Source organism: Acetatifactor aquisgranensis, assembly GCF_943193215.1.
Classification (GTDB): Bacteria; Bacillota; Clostridia; order Lachnospirales; family Lachnospiraceae; genus Acetatifactor; species Acetatifactor aquisgranensis.
This window is the reverse complement of record NZ_CALPDH010000003.1, coordinates 182,811-198,283: the sequence shown is the minus strand read 5'-3', so window position 1 is coordinate 198,283 and position 15,473 is coordinate 182,811. Positions and strand designations below refer to the sequence as shown.

Genomic DNA, 15,473 nt, shown 5'->3' with positions numbered 1-15,473 from the left:
CTTCGAATGGTACCGGAGGGGAAAATAATATACAAAGGGGAATGATTATATGGGGTTCTTAGACACATTTAAAGGCAAGCAATACAAAACTGAACTTGAAGCTCTACAAGCGAAGTATGACAATCTTGCATCCTTGATGACCCCTGAAATGAAAGATGCCTTTAGGCTTCAAGAATTTATTTCAGAATTAGAAGCCCAAAAAGCTGATTGTGAAACCCAACTCAAGGAATTAAATGATACATATCAGCGAGTGGTTACCGGACATCAAGATGTAATAAATAAGCTCGATTCAGAAATAGAAAAAAAGAAACAGCTAATCATCACTTTTGACGATACTATTCTTGTGCAAGAATTCGGACTCTATTCACCACGTTATGATTTTACTAGTTCTGATGAATATAGGGAAAAGCTTACCCAAATTCGAAATCTCCAAAAAGAATGTATCAAAAAAGACCTGGCCCTTTCAGGAAATGCAAACTGGACAGTAAACGACAGTGCTGCAAAAGGCAAAAAAATGGTAAAAGATATGCAAAAACTGTTACTACGTGCATTCAATAGTGAGTGTGATGATACTATCAGCAAAATAAAATATAACAATATTGATGCATCAATAAAGAAAATAAATTCTTCTGCAGAGGCCATTTCCAAATTAGGCACTATTATGAAAATCGCAATCACCGAAAACTACTTGAATTTGAAAATTCAGGAGGCCTATCTTGCCCTGGAATACCAGCTGAGAAAGCAGCAGGAAAAGGAGGAGGCCAAAGAAGCTCGCGCACAAATGCGGGAAGCAGCCAAGCTGCAAAAGGAAATCGAGGAGCAGCGCAGAAAAATAGAAAAAGAACAGGCACATTATCAAAAAGCACTGCTCACTGTCTTAAAGCAGTTAGAGTCCGCACCCGAAAACGAGAAAGTCGACCTCTTAGCCAAACGGGAGGAACTTGAAAAGGAATTGGGCGATATCGAGATTTCCTTGAAAGACATCGATTATCGAGAGGCGAATCAACGTGCTGGATATGTATACGTCATTTCAAACATCGGCTCTTTCGGTAAAGATGTATACAAAATCGGGATGACAAGACGCTTGGATCCCCAGGAACGTGTAGACGAATTAGGCGATGCCTCTGTACCCTTTAATTTTGATGTGCATGCCATGATATTCTCAGATGATGCGCCTGCTCTCGAAACGGCCCTGCACCATGCGTTCGAAGATAAGAAGCTGAACATGGTCAACCACCGCCGTGAGTTTTTCCATGTAACCCTAGATGAAATCAAAGAAGTAATAAAGCAGAATTATGACAAAACCGTAGAATTTGTCGATGTCCCTGATGCTGAACAATACCGCATCAGCGAAAAAATGCGTACCTGCCCCGAATAGGAAAAGGAGATAGAAGAAAGGCTCTCCAAGCTGGATGAAATCTCCAGAGAGGCATTTTACCGAGTACGGGCAACCAGAGAAAACAAAACAAGCGCTCTTTCATCTAAAGATTTGGATAGGCTTACTCTGGAGGCCATGGAAAGGGCGTTCCATTACCGCAATAAGTAAAGAATATTTTATTTAAAACTACGACAAGTGATAAATATCTAAAATTATGGAAAAGATAATTACCATACCGAATAAATTGAATATAGATGAAGTCTCTTATCAGTTCCTGGCAAAGTTACAATATGACATATATGCATGTGAGGAAGATTCTATTATACTGGACTTTAACAAATGCCGATTCACAGCCCCTGCCTTTACAGCATATTATGGAGCCTTAGTCGCTATTGCCCAGAAGTGGAAGAAAAGTGTTCGGATATGTGCGTCAGGCAATCCAGAAGTGATGCGCTATTTTAAACGGTCTGGCCTTTATGACTATTTTTATGACACTACTGTCAGTCATGTGAACCAGAATTCAGTTCCGTTTGCAAAAGTCAGCCTTGACGATTGGACTATCATGAATTATATAGACAAAATCATAGAGCTTGCTCCTATCACCCTGAGCGATGCATGTCGAGGCTCACTCTTTAAAAATATATATGAGATATTCGATAATGCCACTGACCATTCCAAATCCTCCTGTGGCGTGTTTGCATGTGGACATTGGATGCCAAATAAGAATCAATTGATTTTTTCAGTATGTGATACAGGTACAGGAATACCCAGGTTAGTAAAACAGCAGAACCCAGGCATGGCCTCCATTGATGCTGTGAAGTGGGCCCTCCAGCGGGGAAATTCCACGAAGCAATTAACAGACGGCACCCCCCGCGGGCTTGGCATGGCAGACCTGAAAGACTTTACCGAATTGAACGATGGTGCTTTAATAATTTTTTCCAATGATGTATACTATGACTGTTCCAGAGACGGAAAAGGAGTCAGTTTACCATACGACATAGTCGGCACGTTAATCACAGTCGTAATCAACGCAGACTATGAGCACATTTATCTTCTAAAGGAGGAGCAATCTTGAACACCATAATCATTTCAGACATCACTAACGAGGCCGCATCAAAGACAAAAGGACTTGTATTAAAAGAACAGCTAGAAAAGCTGCTGGCTTCCAACGCAGACAGTATAATCGTTGATTTCAACGGGATTACCCGCTTTGCGTCTCCTTTCTTTAATTATAGCTTTGCAGCACTGGCATTAGTTTATGGATTTGATACAATACATGCCATCCAAATCAGAAATCTCAGCCAGGTTGGCTCCGAAACCTACCAGACTTCGATGGAGAATGCAGAAATGGTATCGCGGCATCCGGAGCATATTGAAGAAATCAACCAGATTATCGATAACACGCCAAAGAAGGTGATACTGTGATGCAATGTGCAGCTACTACGGATTTGACTACTTTTATGCCAATGGACAACCGAAAGGAATTCTTTTTGGATACCAATGTGTTATATTGGTTCACATATCCGCGGTTCACAAATGTGTCAAAGCCTCACGATAAGCTGAGAGCGGCCCCATATTTTGACTTCGTGGACAAGCTGGTCTCCAATGGCAATCCACTTTTCACGTCCATTTACAATATTACGGAAATGCTGCATGTAATCGAAAAAAACGAGTTTTCTTTATATGAGCTGAACCACCCAGGCGTAGATTGGTCCATAAAGGACTTTCGCAAGATGCCAAAGGAAAGAAACCAGCTAAAAAGGAACCTTGCTACGGCATTATCCAATGTGAAGAATGTATGTACCATTCTGGACTTTAATTTTACATATAGCACTCTGAATCAATTCATCCAGGAGCTTGAAGAGCATCGCTGTGATACGTTTGACTATGCCATCCTGCGGAACTGCATAAAAGAGGGCAAGCTTAATGTCATTTCAGATGACAGCGACTTTTCTACTATGGAGAAGATTCATCTTTATACCGCGAATGTTACTGTGTTGGCGAAGCCAGCTCCTTTATAGACAACGACTCCACGCTTCTCAAAAGAGGAAGCGTCAAATTATGTGGACTCAATAAGCTACAGAAAATAATCGCTCCAGAAAACTGGTTGACATTTTTATTGAAAAAATGTAAAATGGGCGCGCAAATTTTAAGCAACCAGGGAGCTCCTTTCGCACGATGCCGAGGAGGATGGGATGCCATGCCGGCTTACAAATACACCTTGAAGGACGGAAAGACCACCCGCTGGTATGCCAACTTCTACTTCACAGATTGGACCGGTGCAAAGAAGCATGTCTGCAAGCGCGGCTTCAAGACGCAGCGGGAGGCCAAGGAGTATGAGCGGTCGTTCCTGGACCAGCAGGGCAATGCCAGCGACATCCTCTTCTCCTCCCTGGTGGAGAACTATCTGGAGGACATGTCCCACCGCCTGAAGCCTACCACGATGGCCAACAAGCGGAACATCATAGAGACGAAGCTGCTCCCCTACTTCGGTAGCCAGAAGGTGTGCGACATCGACACCATAAAGATCCGCAAATGGCAGAACGAGCTGATGTCCTATCGGGACGATGATGGGAATCCATTTTCCCAGACGTATCTCAAGACGATCAACAACCAGCTGTCTGCCATCATGAACTATGCCACGGCCCACTACCGGCTGCCAGCAAATCCATGCCGGGTCGCCGGGAGCATGGGGAGGAGCAAGGCCGAAGAGATGAACATCTGGACGCAGGCCCAGTATGAGCAGTTCTCCGCTGCCATCCAGAAGTCCTCTGTGAAGCTGGCCTTCGACATCCTGTTCTATACCGGGATGCGCTCCGGGGAGCTGCTGGCCCTAACGCCTGCGGACATCCTCCCATCAAGGCGGATAGACATCAACAAGAACTATGCCAAGATAAACGGAGAGGAGCTTTTCCTGGAGCCAAAGACGCCAAAGGCCAAACGGTGCATATCCATCCCAGAATTCCTTTATGACGACATCATGGGATATGTGTCAAAGCTCTACGGAATCGGGAAAGGGGACAGGATATTTTATTTCACGAAGTCCGCCCTGGACAAGGAGATAAAGGCCAATGCCGCTAAAGCCGGCCTCCCTCCCATCAGGGTCCACGATCTCAGGCATTCCCACGCCAGTATGCTGATTGAGATGGGCTTTGCCCCATTGGAGATTGCTGACCGCCTGGGGCATGAATCCGTGAAGACCACACTGGATACCTATTCCCACCTTTACCCGGACAAGGATCAGCAGCTGGCAAATCGGCTCAATCAGTTCCGGCGAGCGGCGCCGCCGACAGAAGAAAATTCTTGAACTTTCCCGCAGATTGTGCTATTCTTTAGATAAAGAGAGGCGCCTGCTGGTAACAGACGCCCCACGGGAGCTACCGATAGACGGTTAGCCCGATTCATAAGTTAACAGCTATAGCCGCTTACCTTGTCACGGGAGGGCGGCTATTTCTGTGGCTTGTTACTATCTTTACCGAATGTATATCCGATACCAAAGCAGGTCAAGCCAAAACTTAACACCGCAATAAGTCCCAAAATATCCATATGGCTCAGCCCTCCTTTCCCAGATTCCCTTTCAGGTTTCTATGTAAACGGAGGGTCACAGTCCCTCCGGGGAGGGCTAACCGCCTACCATCCTGGTAGTCCCAAAGAGATATTACCACATTTCGACAGGGATTTCAACCGCATCCATTTTGGAGTAGGAAAAGTAGCTGGCTCTATTTTCAACATCATATTAACATCACAGAGATATAAAAAGGACTGAAAACCCTTATTTTATCAGGTTTTCAGTCCAAATGTCCACTATTCAAGTTCAATGGTTCCAGGAGGTTTTGACGTAATGTCGTATAAAACTCTATTTACATGCGTCACTTCATTGATAATCCTGCTGCTGACCCGCTGCAGAACCTCGTAGGGAATCTGCGCGCACTCCGCGGTCATGAAGTCTACCGTGTTCACCGCCCGCAGCGCCACCGCGTAATCATAGGTCCTCTCGTCCCCCATGACTCCCACGCTGCGCATGTTGGTCAGTGCCGCAAAGTACTGTCCAATCGACCTTGCCAGCCCCGCATCGGCGATTTCTTCCCGGTAGATGGCATCCGCGTCCTGGACGATTTTCACTTTCTCCGCGGTCACCTCCCCGATGATGCGGACACCCAGGCCCGGCCCCGGGAAAGGCTGCCGGTACACCAGATGCTCCGGAATCCCCAGCTCCAGCCCCACCTTGCGGACCTCGTCCTTGAACAGGCTGCGCAGGGGCTCCAGGATTTCCCTGAAATCCACATAGTCAGGCAGTCCGCCTACATTGTGGTGGGACTTGATGACAGCGGATTCCCCGCCCAGGCCGCTCTCCACCACGTCCGGGTAAATCGTGCCCTGCACCAGGAAGTCCACCCTGCCGATTTTCTTCGCCTCTTCCTCAAAGACGCGGATGAATTCTTCTCCGATGATCTTGCGTTTCTGCTCCGGCTCGGTCACCCCGGCCAGCTTTTCGTAAAACCGCTCCCGGGCGTTGACCCGGATGAAGTTCAGCTCGTAATTTCCCTCAGGGCCGAAGACCTTTTCAACCTCATCGCCCTCGTCCTTGCGCAGCAGCCCGTGATCTACGAACACGCAGGTCAGCTGTCCCCCCACTGCCCTGGACAGCAGCACCGCTGCCACGGAGGAATCCACCCCGCCGGAAAGGGCACAGAGCACTCTGCCGTTTCCCACCTTTTCCCGGATGGCCCTGACATTCTCCTCCACAAAAGAATCCATCCTCCAGTCGCCGGTGCAGCCGCAGATATCCCGGACGAAATTGTAAAGCATCCTGGAGCCCTCCGCCGTGTGGAGCACCTCAGGGTGGAACTGGATGGCATACAGCTTCTTCTCCTCCCACTCTGCCGCCGCCACGGGGCAGTTGGCAGTCACCGCCACTGTCCGGAATCCGGGCGCCAACCGGGCGATATAGTCAAAATGGCTCATCCAGCAGACGGTATTCGGCGTCACGTCTGCAAATAATCGGGATGTGGTATCCACGTCCACCTCTGTCTTGCCGTACTCCCGCACCGCCGCCCGGGCCACCTCTCCGCCCAGCACATGCATCATCAGCTGCGCGCCATAGCACAGTCCCAGCACGGGGATGCCCAGCCTGAACAGCTCCGGGGAACAGGCAGCCGCGCCCTCCTCGTAACAGCTGCTGGGGCCGCCGGTGAGGATGATGCCCTTCGGCTTCTTCTCCATGATTTTTGCTAAATCTGTCTTGTAGGAATAAATTTCGCAGTACACATTGCATTCCCTGACCCGTCTGGCCACCAATTGATTGTATTGACCGCCAAAGTCAATTACCACTACCAGTTCCTTCTCCATGTTTCCTCCTCTGTCCAAAAGACCACTTCTGTCACTGGATTCCAGCATAGCCCTTTGATGATAGAATCCTCTTTTGGATTCTATCATAAGAATAGGTCTTTTTGCAAGTCAGGCCCGGCGACATTTCTCTTGCATTCTCTATGCGGCTATACTATAATGAGAGTAACATCGGTTCTGGGAAGAGTGCGGCTTTTGGCCGTATTGTCGGTGTCTAGGTGCAACCATTGACGATATCCCGTAGAACACGCGACAGCCGGTGTTATTTCAGCATTTTTCTTTCTATTACGCCCCTTTTTAGTATAACCATTCAATTAAATCTTTTCAACTATAATCTATATATGTAGCGATTAAATCTTGCCAAAAAACGGATAAACGGCATGACTTGCTGTGCTATGTGACTGGCAAGAATTAAATGCCGTTTATATATTTATGCACTGAACCAAAAAAGAAGCCAAGGAGATTCACCCCCTGGCTCTATATCTAATCAATCAAATCCGCCAGCGGCCTGAAAGTATACCCCATCTCCTCCCACTTGGTCAGCAGTTCATCCATAATCTCCCCATTGGTCCTGGAAGTGCTGTGCAGCAGCACGATGGCTCCGGGATGGATGCGGCTGGTGAGCTTCGCGAAAGCCTCCTCGTGGCTGGGCTGGCTGTCCTGGTTCCAGTCCACATAGGCCAGGCTCCAGAAGAAAGTGGAATACCCTAATTCTTTGGCCATCTGCAGGTTTTCGGTGCTGTACTTCCCCTGAGGCGGCCGGTAGTACATGGCCAGTTCCGTCCCTGTCACTTCTTTAAAAAGAGACGCCACATCGTCCATTTCCTTCCGAAAAGCCGACATGCCGGAGATTTTGGACATGTCCGGATGGTGGTATGTATGATTGCCCACAGTGTGTCCGTCGGCCACCATGCGCTTTACGATTTCCGGGGCCGACTCCAGAAAATGCCCTACCACGAAAAAAGTCGCCTGTGCATTGTGCTTCTTCAGCGCGTCCAGGATCGGCTCCGTGTTCCCATTCTCATAGCCGCAGTCAAAGGTCAGGTAAATCACTTTCTCCTCCCCCTGTCCGCAATAATAGGCATCGTACCCGGCAAGCTCCGCCGCCGTTGCGTTCCCTGTGGGCTTCTCGCCCTCGCTGCCGAATCCCAGTCCCCAGTCCTCCGTCTCCTGCAGCAGCCTCCCGGAGGCCTGGCGTGCCTCTGCCCGGATTTGGGCAGCCTCTCTGCCCAGGAAGAACATGGCGGCGAACAGCGCCAGGGCGGGAACAGCCTTTTTCCAGTTTATCCGTTCCGTCTGCAGCAGCTTTCGCGCCACATTTTTTACATAAATCGTCTTCATTTTTCTCTCTCCGTTTCATTTCCGCAGTCAGCCATGCAAGCGGCGCCGCTCCAGCCCGCCGGCCTTTGCATGGCTCTTTTATAGTCTTGCTATAATGTATGTGGAGAGAGCTTTTTCAAATTACATGTCAATGGTAAAAATCCCGCACCCGCCCATACTCTTCTTCGCTGATTTTTATGATGGTGCCATGCTTGAATCCATAGGGGAAATGGAATTTTTCATCAGAGCGCACAAATCTGCCGGAGGCCAGGCTGTCAGCCACAAAGGGGACATATCCCTGCCCCTCTCCCGGCACGCCGTAATAGTCCAGAAAAAGGCACCATCTCCCATCCTCCAGCCGCACCGCCGTGGGGGCTTCATACTGTCCGGCCTCAATCGCCGCCATGCTCTCGTCAAAGGCTTCCACCCGCGCAAACGGCCCTGTCACATGCTCCGACTCCAACAGGATGATTCTGTGGGGATTGCCCTCGCTTTTCACAAAAAGATAATACTTCCCCTCCTCCTCATACATGGCTGAGTCGATCACCCCGGAGCCTTCCTTCCTGTACAGCACTTCCGGCTTTGAAAATGTCCCGAAATCCTTCGTCCTGCTGTAGTAGATTGCTTTCTGCCCATAGTCATTGCATCTGTGGGACGAGGACCAGTGAACCACATAGTCGCCCCGCTCCCTGTCAAAGATAATGTCCGGCGCCCAGAGACAGCCGAAATCCTTGTCCCCGAACTGCACCAGCCGCTGCTCTGACCATGATACTAAATCCGTTGATTCCCAGACGGAAAAACATTTGCTGCCCTTTCTCCCGATTTCATCCCAGGAATGATGATACTGATTCCTCATGCCGTAGGCCAGGCTCAGATCCGTGGCGATGATATGGTACTTTCCTGTGGCCCCGCATTTTATAATGGTAAAATCACGGACGCCCTTATCCCCGTAATAAGCCCATAGTATGGGCTGCCCATGATTTACTGCCTCCCAGCCAAAACCGTCTTTGCTGAGCCCAAAGTACACCTGCTCTCCGTCAGGCGTCGTCTTTTCCCTGAAATGTACAAACAAATATGCCATATTTCGTCTCTCCTCCAAGCCTAATACGCAATCATGGGAATCGATTTCGGCTTCTGCCTGCTGCGCTTCGCCTTTCCGTCTGCCACCTCATAGATTCCGCCGCTGCACTCCCTGATATGCTCCATCATCTCCGGATAAGCGCAGGAGCAGACATCGAACAATCCGATATTATAATTCTCCCCGTCGAACCGCCCCAGCACGAACTGGTCATAGCACTGGAAATAATGGCATCCCACGCCATTGGGATGGGCCGCCACGCTCTCGCAGTAATAGCGGTATGCTACGCCTCTGTCTTCCTGGCTCTCCACACCCTCCAGCCCGGTGGCAGGCAGTCCGGCGTCCAGCGCCCCGAAATGGAATTCCCCGATCATCACAGGCAGGTCCACGCCCAGATCCACGATTCCCTGTATCTGATCCGTAGGATCCACTGCGTAGCAGTTGATGGAGAATACGTCAAAATTCTCCCAGCCGGTGGCCAGATCCGGATTGGAAATCCAGGCCCAGCGCATCCCCAGAATCATGTGGTTGGGATCCACTTTCCTGCACTCTCTGACAGGAATCTCCACATAGGCCCGCATCAAACGCCTGGAGAATTCCCGCATATCCTCTTTCGCCGCCTCTGAATGCTTCGACGCATCTTTCTGCTGCCGGTACAGGCTCTCAAATCCCTCAAAGCTGCTGCCCCAGGACGCATTCAGCTTTTCAATGCTCTGATAGCGTTCTGTCAGAAAAGCGATAAGTTTTTCTTTGCAGGCCGTCTTTTCAGGATTGTACAGCACCTCGTCAGCCAGCATCAGATTGTCCACGAACGCCCAGGCCGGTTCGTTCCGCAGGAAATATCCGATCATCAGCGGATCTTCCTTTTTCTCCTCCAAAGCCTGCGCGCAGCGCCTTGCCTGTGCGGCGTACTCCTCGCTGAACACATCGGGGAAGTCCCGGAAAATGCACTGTTTCGTGGCCGGGAATTCCGGCAGCGAGGTCACATAGGGAATGCCGATAGTGCCCAGAAGCCGCCTGTCGCTCCAGTTCCCCAGAGTATTCATGCCGTATTTCTTAAGCTGCCCGCCCATCATATCTTTCCATTTATCATACCAGTTTTCCCCGAAGACCTTATACAGGTTCGCCTTGGCATAGGAAAATATCAGCGGCGTGCGGTGGGCCTCCCTGCGGCCGGACTCGAAGAACATGTCCTTATACGCCGCATCCTGTCTGTCCGGCAGCCAGTCCAGCCACTTCTCCACGCCGTCCACCCTGCAGTCGCTCCCGGGCCCCACGCAGTCCGGCCCCATGCTGAAATAGGCGTAGCCTAAAGGGTCTGCAAGCCACCACTTCTCTCCCTCTTTGCAGCTTGAGAAATATCCTGTGCCCTCTTTCAGTTTTTTCTTCTTCCAGCCGCCGTACTCTGTCCAGTCCTCAAAGGGATAGGCCGCGTCCCTCTCATCATACTGCTTCTGCAGCCTGGCTTTCAGGCTTTCCAGGTCCCCTGTCTTGTCTTTCCAGCTTTTCCGCTTATCCTGCCCGAAGCAGTCCACCAGCTTTTCATCGGGAAGTTCAGGGTTTACAGGGTATTCGTCCCTCAGGGCCATCTCTTCTATCTTTATCTTCACATCATGGAAACAGGCCATGGAGGACAGGACAGCCTTTTCAATTTCCTCCCTGAACACCCGCCTGCCGTGGCAGACTATCTTCAGGGTGCCCGGCATGGCCTCCGGGAACAGTTCCCTGCCGTCCAGCCAGCCCAGGTCGATGCAGACCATGCTCCGCACCTTAGGCAGCAGTCCGAACCTGATTTCCAGCGCCGGTTCTTTCTCTCCATGTACGTAAAAAAGCAGATGCATGGGAAGACTGTGCTCTTCCAGCACCTCCACATAAAAGGTCAGCAGATGCTCTTTGCAGTCAATCAGCTGCGGAAGCAAAATTCCCGATCCCTCTTTGGAAAGCTGCAGAGTGCATGAAGCCGAGGCCTGCTCTTTCGCCAGCATGACAGATCCTTTCATCAGGTTCTCCCTGTCCATTGTAATTTGCCGCATTTCTCATTCTCCTTTCAGCACGCCGTAATCAATATTTCAAATGATTCTCTCATTTTACCACAAGCCCCAAAAGACCGCCACACCCTTTCAGATGCAGCGGCCTCTTTGTCAAAAACTTATTTCACAGTCTGATACCAGGCATTTACTTCCTGGGTAATCTGGTCTCCGCCCTGCGCTTTCCAGTCCTCAACGAACTTGTCAAAGGCTTCGATGGACTCATTTCCGTAGATGATATTGGTGTACACCTGCTTCTCCATGGTCTGCAGCTGCTCCCAGCTCTTTGCCATGGTCTCGGTAGGCGCTGCGTTGAACATGTTCGACAGCAGCTCATCCTTGTGCTCGCCGGCCAGCGCGTAGCCCTCCGCCATATCCGGCACTGTGCCGAAGTCGGCTTTTGCCCTGATTTCCGCTCCGGAGGCAGGCTCGTTTCCGTTTGCCACGTTCATGTATGCCTGCATGGAATCCAGGCCGGGAGAATTCTTCAGAACGGTGGATTTGCCCGGCATGAACGGATCCGTTACAGGGGGATCGAACAGAGCGGAATCAAATACTACGGTTCCGTCTGACAGGATGTCATAGTCCAGATCCTGCAGATATTACCGGCCTTGCCCTCTGTGAACTGCATCATGGCGTCCCATGCGCCTGTCGCGGCGGCCTCCTGGAAAATCCAGCCGTTCTTGTGCCACTCTGCCATGCGCTCCAGGGTCTTCCTGTTGCCCTCATGGATGGAGCCGTACATCAGGTCTCCGTTCTCATCCTCATACCATGCGCCGGGGATGTTCTTTCCGGAGTTGGCCGAGAACAGGCTTACAGGGTCTGCCACCCAGCCTGTATTGTAGATGCTGTCGCCGGCATAGGTGAAGCCGTAGGTATCATTCTCTCCGTTTCCGTCGGGATTGTCCTCTGTAAAGGCCCTGATGACCGCCTCGAACTCGTCCATATTGGCGGGCGCTTCCAGCTCTGGCTTATCCAGCCAGTCCTGGCGGATTATCATGACCTGCCCCTCCGTCAGCGCCGGGCAGCAGGCGATTCCATAAGTCCTGCCGTCCTTGGTCAGCGGATAATAGGTCTCAGGGTATTTTTCATAAATCTCCTTAATCCGGTCCGGCATATACTGCTCGATATCATCCGTGATATCCTTTACGCGGCCTGACTCGATCATGTCCGCAATCATCTGTGTTCCGTATACCGGGAACACATCCGGCAGATCCTCGGAGCCGGTCAGCGCCAGACGCAGCTTTGTGTCATAGTTGCCCGCATCGCCGCCCAGCAGCGTCGTCTCCATCTTCAGGCCCAGCTTTTCCTCCGCCAGCCTGGTCATGGGATTATTGTTGATATCATCGCCGTCAGCATATCTGCCGGTATTCTGAAATGTTGAAAAACAGTATGTTTAGTGATATGATTATTTCAAATACGAATGCATTCAGGAGAGTGAAAATCATGTGGCTGGCGATGGCTGTTCTGTCCGCCCTTTTTGCGGGCCTTACCTCTATCCTTGCAAAGTGCGGCATCAGGAAAACGGATTCCGACGTGGCAACGGCGCTGCGGACGATTGTCGTATTGTTATTTTCGTGGATCATGGTCTTTGTAGTGGGTTCCGCAGGCACTATAAGGGATATCAGCGGCATGTCGCTGCTCTTTCTGATACTTTCCGGAATCGCCACCGGGGCCTCCTGGATCTGCTACTTCAAGGCGCTGTCCCTGGGCGATGTCAACAAGGTGGTGCCCATCGACAAATCCAGCACCATTCTGTCGGTGCTGCTGGCCATGGTTCTCTTCGGCGAGACCAATCACCTGGCCGTGAGGCTGGGCGGCACGCTGGTTTTAGCTGTGGGCATTTTTCTGATGATCGAGCGCAAAGAGGCGCAGGATGATATAGAAGGAAAAGGCTGGATGGGCTATGCCGTCCTCTCCGCAGTGTTCGCCGCCCTTACCTCTATCCTGGCAAAGGCGGGAATCACCGGCGTGGAGTCCAATCTGGGCACTGCCATCCGCACAGGCGTAGTGCTGGCAATGGCATGGCTGGTGGTCTTCATGAAAGGAAAGCAGAGAGAGATCAAAGAAATCGACAGAAAAGAACTTATCTTTATCGCCCTGTCCGGGCTTGCCACCGGGGCTTCCTGGCTGTGCTATTACTACGCCATCCAGAACGGTGTCGTCAGCGTGGTGGTGCCCATCGATAAGCTGAGCATCATTGTCACGGTTGCATTTTCCTGTCTTTTCTTAAAAGAGCGTTTGAACGGAAAAGCCCTTGCGGGGCTCGCGCTCATGGTTCTGGGCACCCTGGCGATGACTGTCTGGGCGTAGTTTGCCGGAGGCTGCCCTGAACCTCACAGGGATAATTAGTAACTTTATTTCATTAATTATCCCTGCCAAACCCAACTCCTGTCAGTCTCCCCAGAAAGCGCATTCCAGCATGCGGCACCACGCGTGGTATACCGGCAGCGTCAGTTCCTGTACCAGATAGGTCTCCTGCTCCGGCAATGCCACGTAGACATCGCAAAGCTCCCGGAGCCTGCCTCCTCCCCGGCCGCCCAGGCCGATGCAGCACAGGCCTGCCGCTTTCGCCACTTTCATGGCGTTTACCACATTCCGCGAGTTCCCGGATGTGCTCAGGCCCAAGAGCACATCTCCCCGTCTTCCATAGCCAAAGACCTCCTGTGCATATGCCATCTCCGGATCGGCATCATTGGCATATGCGGACGCAAGAGCCTGATTCCCCCCAATGGCGATGGCCGGGAGCGCTCCCTGTACCCGCGCCTCCAGCCCCTCGCCGGGATACAGCCTGCGGCACTCCTGTGCAAAAGTCTCCGGCACCTGCCTGTGCAGCCTGAATTCTTTCATCAGTTCCCCCACGATGTGCTGCGCATCCGCACTGCTGCCGCCGTTACCGCAAATCAGCAATTTCCCGCCCTGCTCGAAGCTTTTTTTCATTTCATAAAAGCCTTCCATGATTTCCTTTTCACAATTCTGCAGAAGGGGATACCGCTCCATGAGCTGCGTCCGGATTTCTACAATCACTTCCATTTTCTAAGGCCTCTCTTTCTCTCCAAAATTGTAAGTCGCCAGGGCAAGCGCGGCATAATCGCCTATATGCTCTCCCAGCTGTGCCGGCACCACCACACAGATCGCCGCGGAGGCCTCCAGCGCCTCGCGCTTCATCACCCGCTCCGCGTAGGGCCAGAGCAGATGCCGGCATCTCTGGAAAATACTGCCGATGATGATGATTTCCGGGTTCAGGATATCCACCAGCATGGCCAGTCCTCTGCCCAGCTGCTCACCGCAGAGCCGATAGATTTCTATCGCCAGTTCGTCTCCCCTGTCCGCCGCAATCGCGATGTCTTTCGCATTGAGCTGGTCCAAATCCTCCATCCCCTGGCACAGATCCTGGCTCATGCCGTTCTCAATCCTCTCCAGCACTTTCATCCTGGCCATCTGACTGATGCCCGCCCCGCTGCAGAATCCCTCAAAGGAGCCCATCTTGCCGTAGCCCACCGGCCCCCATCTCTCCATCCGCACATGGCCCACTTCTCCCGCCATGTCGCTGCTGCCCCGGTAAAGCCTCCCGTCCAGAATCAGGCCGGCCCCCAGCCCTGTCCCGAAAGTCAGGAAAATGACATTGTCGTAGCCCCGACCCGCGCCGTACTTCCACTCCGCCACCGCGCAGGCATTGGCGTCATTCTCCAACGCCACGGGGAGGCCGAATTCCTCCTCCAGCATCTGCCTGATCGGGATATTATCCCAGCCCGGCAGGTTGGGCGGGCTCATGATGATTCCCCGCCTGCTGTCCAAAGGCCCTCCGCAGCTGATGCCTATCCCTACGATATCCTCTGCGGCAAGCCCCCTCTCCCCTATTATACCATGAATCAGTTCCTTCATCTTCTGGATAACCTCCAGAGGGCCTCCGGCTTTTTTCGTCTCAAAGACTTCCTTATGTAATATGAATTTTTCCGGACTTTCGCTTCCTTGCGGGTCTCCCAGCAGAACTGCGCATTTGGTCCCGCCGATGTCTATCCCTATGCTATGCTTCATATCACTTCCCCTTCCCATCATTTTTAATGATGTATCGTTTCCCGGTACCCTTTTTAGTACTTTTCAAACTGATAATACCATTTTTCCTCTATTAAATCAATGCTCTTTACTAATTTTCAAGGTTTTTTATTATGTAATTTATTTTTATTCTTTGTACCATTTTAATAGCCGTTTGTGTTATCATTATTCTGGTTCTTAGTAACATTGTTTTACTTTTCGGACTGTTTTTATTGATTTTTAAGACAATTCATGTATAATAGTATTAAAACCATCACAGAAAATAAGG

Annotated in this window: 14 protein-coding genes; 6 read left to right on the top strand and 8 right to left on the bottom strand. The window is 51.0% G+C overall.

What is annotated here, in order from left to right; all coding sequences use genetic code 11:
• Nucleotides 1–49: 49 nt before the first annotated feature.
• From NFS35_RS03895 to NFS35_RS03875, 5 genes are all read left to right on the top strand, one after another.
• The gene (locus NFS35_RS03895; RefSeq protein WP_251205836.1) at nt 50–1,378 is read left to right on the top strand and encodes a DUF4041 domain-containing protein; all 1,329 of its coding nucleotides are present in this window, start codon (nt 50–52) and stop codon (nt 1,376–1,378) included.
• Nucleotides 1,379–1,592: 214 nt separating this feature from the next.
• Nucleotides 1,593–2,453, top strand: a complete 861-nt coding sequence (locus NFS35_RS03890) for an ATP-binding protein (RefSeq protein ID WP_251205835.1) — start codon at nt 1,593–1,595, stop codon at nt 2,451–2,453.
• Complete coding sequence (locus NFS35_RS03885) at nt 2,450–2,803, top strand: STAS-like domain-containing protein (RefSeq protein WP_251205834.1); 354 nt, start codon at nt 2,450–2,452, stop codon at nt 2,801–2,803. Before NFS35_RS03890 ends, NFS35_RS03885 begins: the two co-directional genes overlap by 4 nt.
• Nucleotides 2,800–3,399 carry a hypothetical protein gene (locus tag NFS35_RS03880; RefSeq protein WP_330639999.1) on the top strand — a complete coding sequence of 200 codons (600 nt, stop codon included), beginning with the start codon at nt 2,800–2,802 and terminating at the stop codon, nt 3,397–3,399. Before NFS35_RS03885 ends, NFS35_RS03880 begins: the two co-directional genes overlap by 4 nt.
• A gap of 179 nt (nt 3,400–3,578) precedes the next feature.
• Nucleotides 3,579–4,685, top strand: a complete 1,107-nt coding sequence (locus NFS35_RS03875; RefSeq protein WP_251205833.1) for a site-specific integrase — start codon at nt 3,579–3,581, stop codon at nt 4,683–4,685.
• A 497-nt stretch (nt 4,686–5,182) separates the two neighbouring features.
• Here the strand turns inward: NFS35_RS03875 and guaA are convergent, their stop codons facing one another.
• The 6 genes from guaA to NFS35_RS03845 form a co-directional block, all read right to left on the bottom strand.
• Nucleotides 5,183–6,727 (bottom strand): glutamine-hydrolyzing GMP synthase, encoded by a 1,545-nt coding sequence (guaA, locus tag NFS35_RS03870; RefSeq protein ID WP_251205832.1) that lies wholly within the window; start codon nt 6,725–6,727, stop codon nt 5,183–5,185.
• A gap of 480 nt (nt 6,728–7,207) precedes the next feature.
• Entirely contained in the window at nt 7,208–8,065 is an 858-nt protein-coding gene (locus tag NFS35_RS03865; RefSeq protein ID WP_251205831.1) for a polysaccharide deacetylase family protein, read from the bottom strand.
• A gap of 127 nt (nt 8,066–8,192) precedes the next feature.
• The gene (locus tag NFS35_RS03860; RefSeq protein ID WP_251205830.1) at nt 8,193–9,125 is read right to left on the bottom strand and encodes a glycoside hydrolase family 43 protein; all 933 of its coding nucleotides are present in this window, start codon (nt 9,123–9,125) and stop codon (nt 8,193–8,195) included.
• 20 nt (nt 9,126–9,145) lie between these two features.
• Nucleotides 9,146–11,155 carry a beta-galactosidase gene (locus NFS35_RS03855; protein WP_251205829.1) on the bottom strand — a complete coding sequence of 670 codons (2,010 nt, stop codon included), beginning with the start codon at nt 11,153–11,155 and terminating at the stop codon, nt 9,146–9,148.
• A 116-nt stretch (nt 11,156–11,271) separates the two neighbouring features.
• On the bottom strand, nt 11,272–11,661 hold the full coding sequence (locus NFS35_RS03850; RefSeq protein WP_251205828.1) for a type 2 periplasmic-binding domain-containing protein: 390 nt from the start codon (nt 11,659–11,661) through the stop codon (nt 11,272–11,274).
• Between the two features lie 44 nt (nt 11,662–11,705).
• Nucleotides 11,706–12,476: an extracellular solute-binding protein gene (locus NFS35_RS03845; protein ID WP_251205827.1), complete on the bottom strand. Its 771-nt coding sequence runs from the start codon at nt 12,474–12,476 to the stop codon at nt 11,706–11,708.
• A gap of 119 nt (nt 12,477–12,595) precedes the next feature.
• On the opposite strand from NFS35_RS03845, the gene NFS35_RS03840 reads away from it, so the two are divergent.
• On the top strand, nt 12,596–13,462 hold the full coding sequence (locus NFS35_RS03840; RefSeq protein WP_251205826.1) for an EamA family transporter: 867 nt from the start codon (nt 12,596–12,598) through the stop codon (nt 13,460–13,462).
• Nucleotides 13,463–13,543: 81 nt separating this feature from the next.
• Here the strand turns inward: NFS35_RS03840 and NFS35_RS03835 are convergent, their stop codons facing one another.
• A complete protein-coding gene (locus NFS35_RS03835) occupies nt 13,544–14,182 on the bottom strand; it encodes a D-sedoheptulose-7-phosphate isomerase (RefSeq protein ID WP_251205825.1) in 639 nt (212 codons plus the stop codon).
• Nucleotides 14,183–14,185: 3 nt separating this feature from the next.
• Complete coding sequence (locus tag NFS35_RS03830) at nt 14,186–15,187, bottom strand: ROK family protein (RefSeq protein ID WP_251205824.1); 1,002 nt, start codon at nt 15,185–15,187, stop codon at nt 14,186–14,188.
• Between the last annotated feature and the right edge of the window lie 286 nt (nt 15,188–15,473).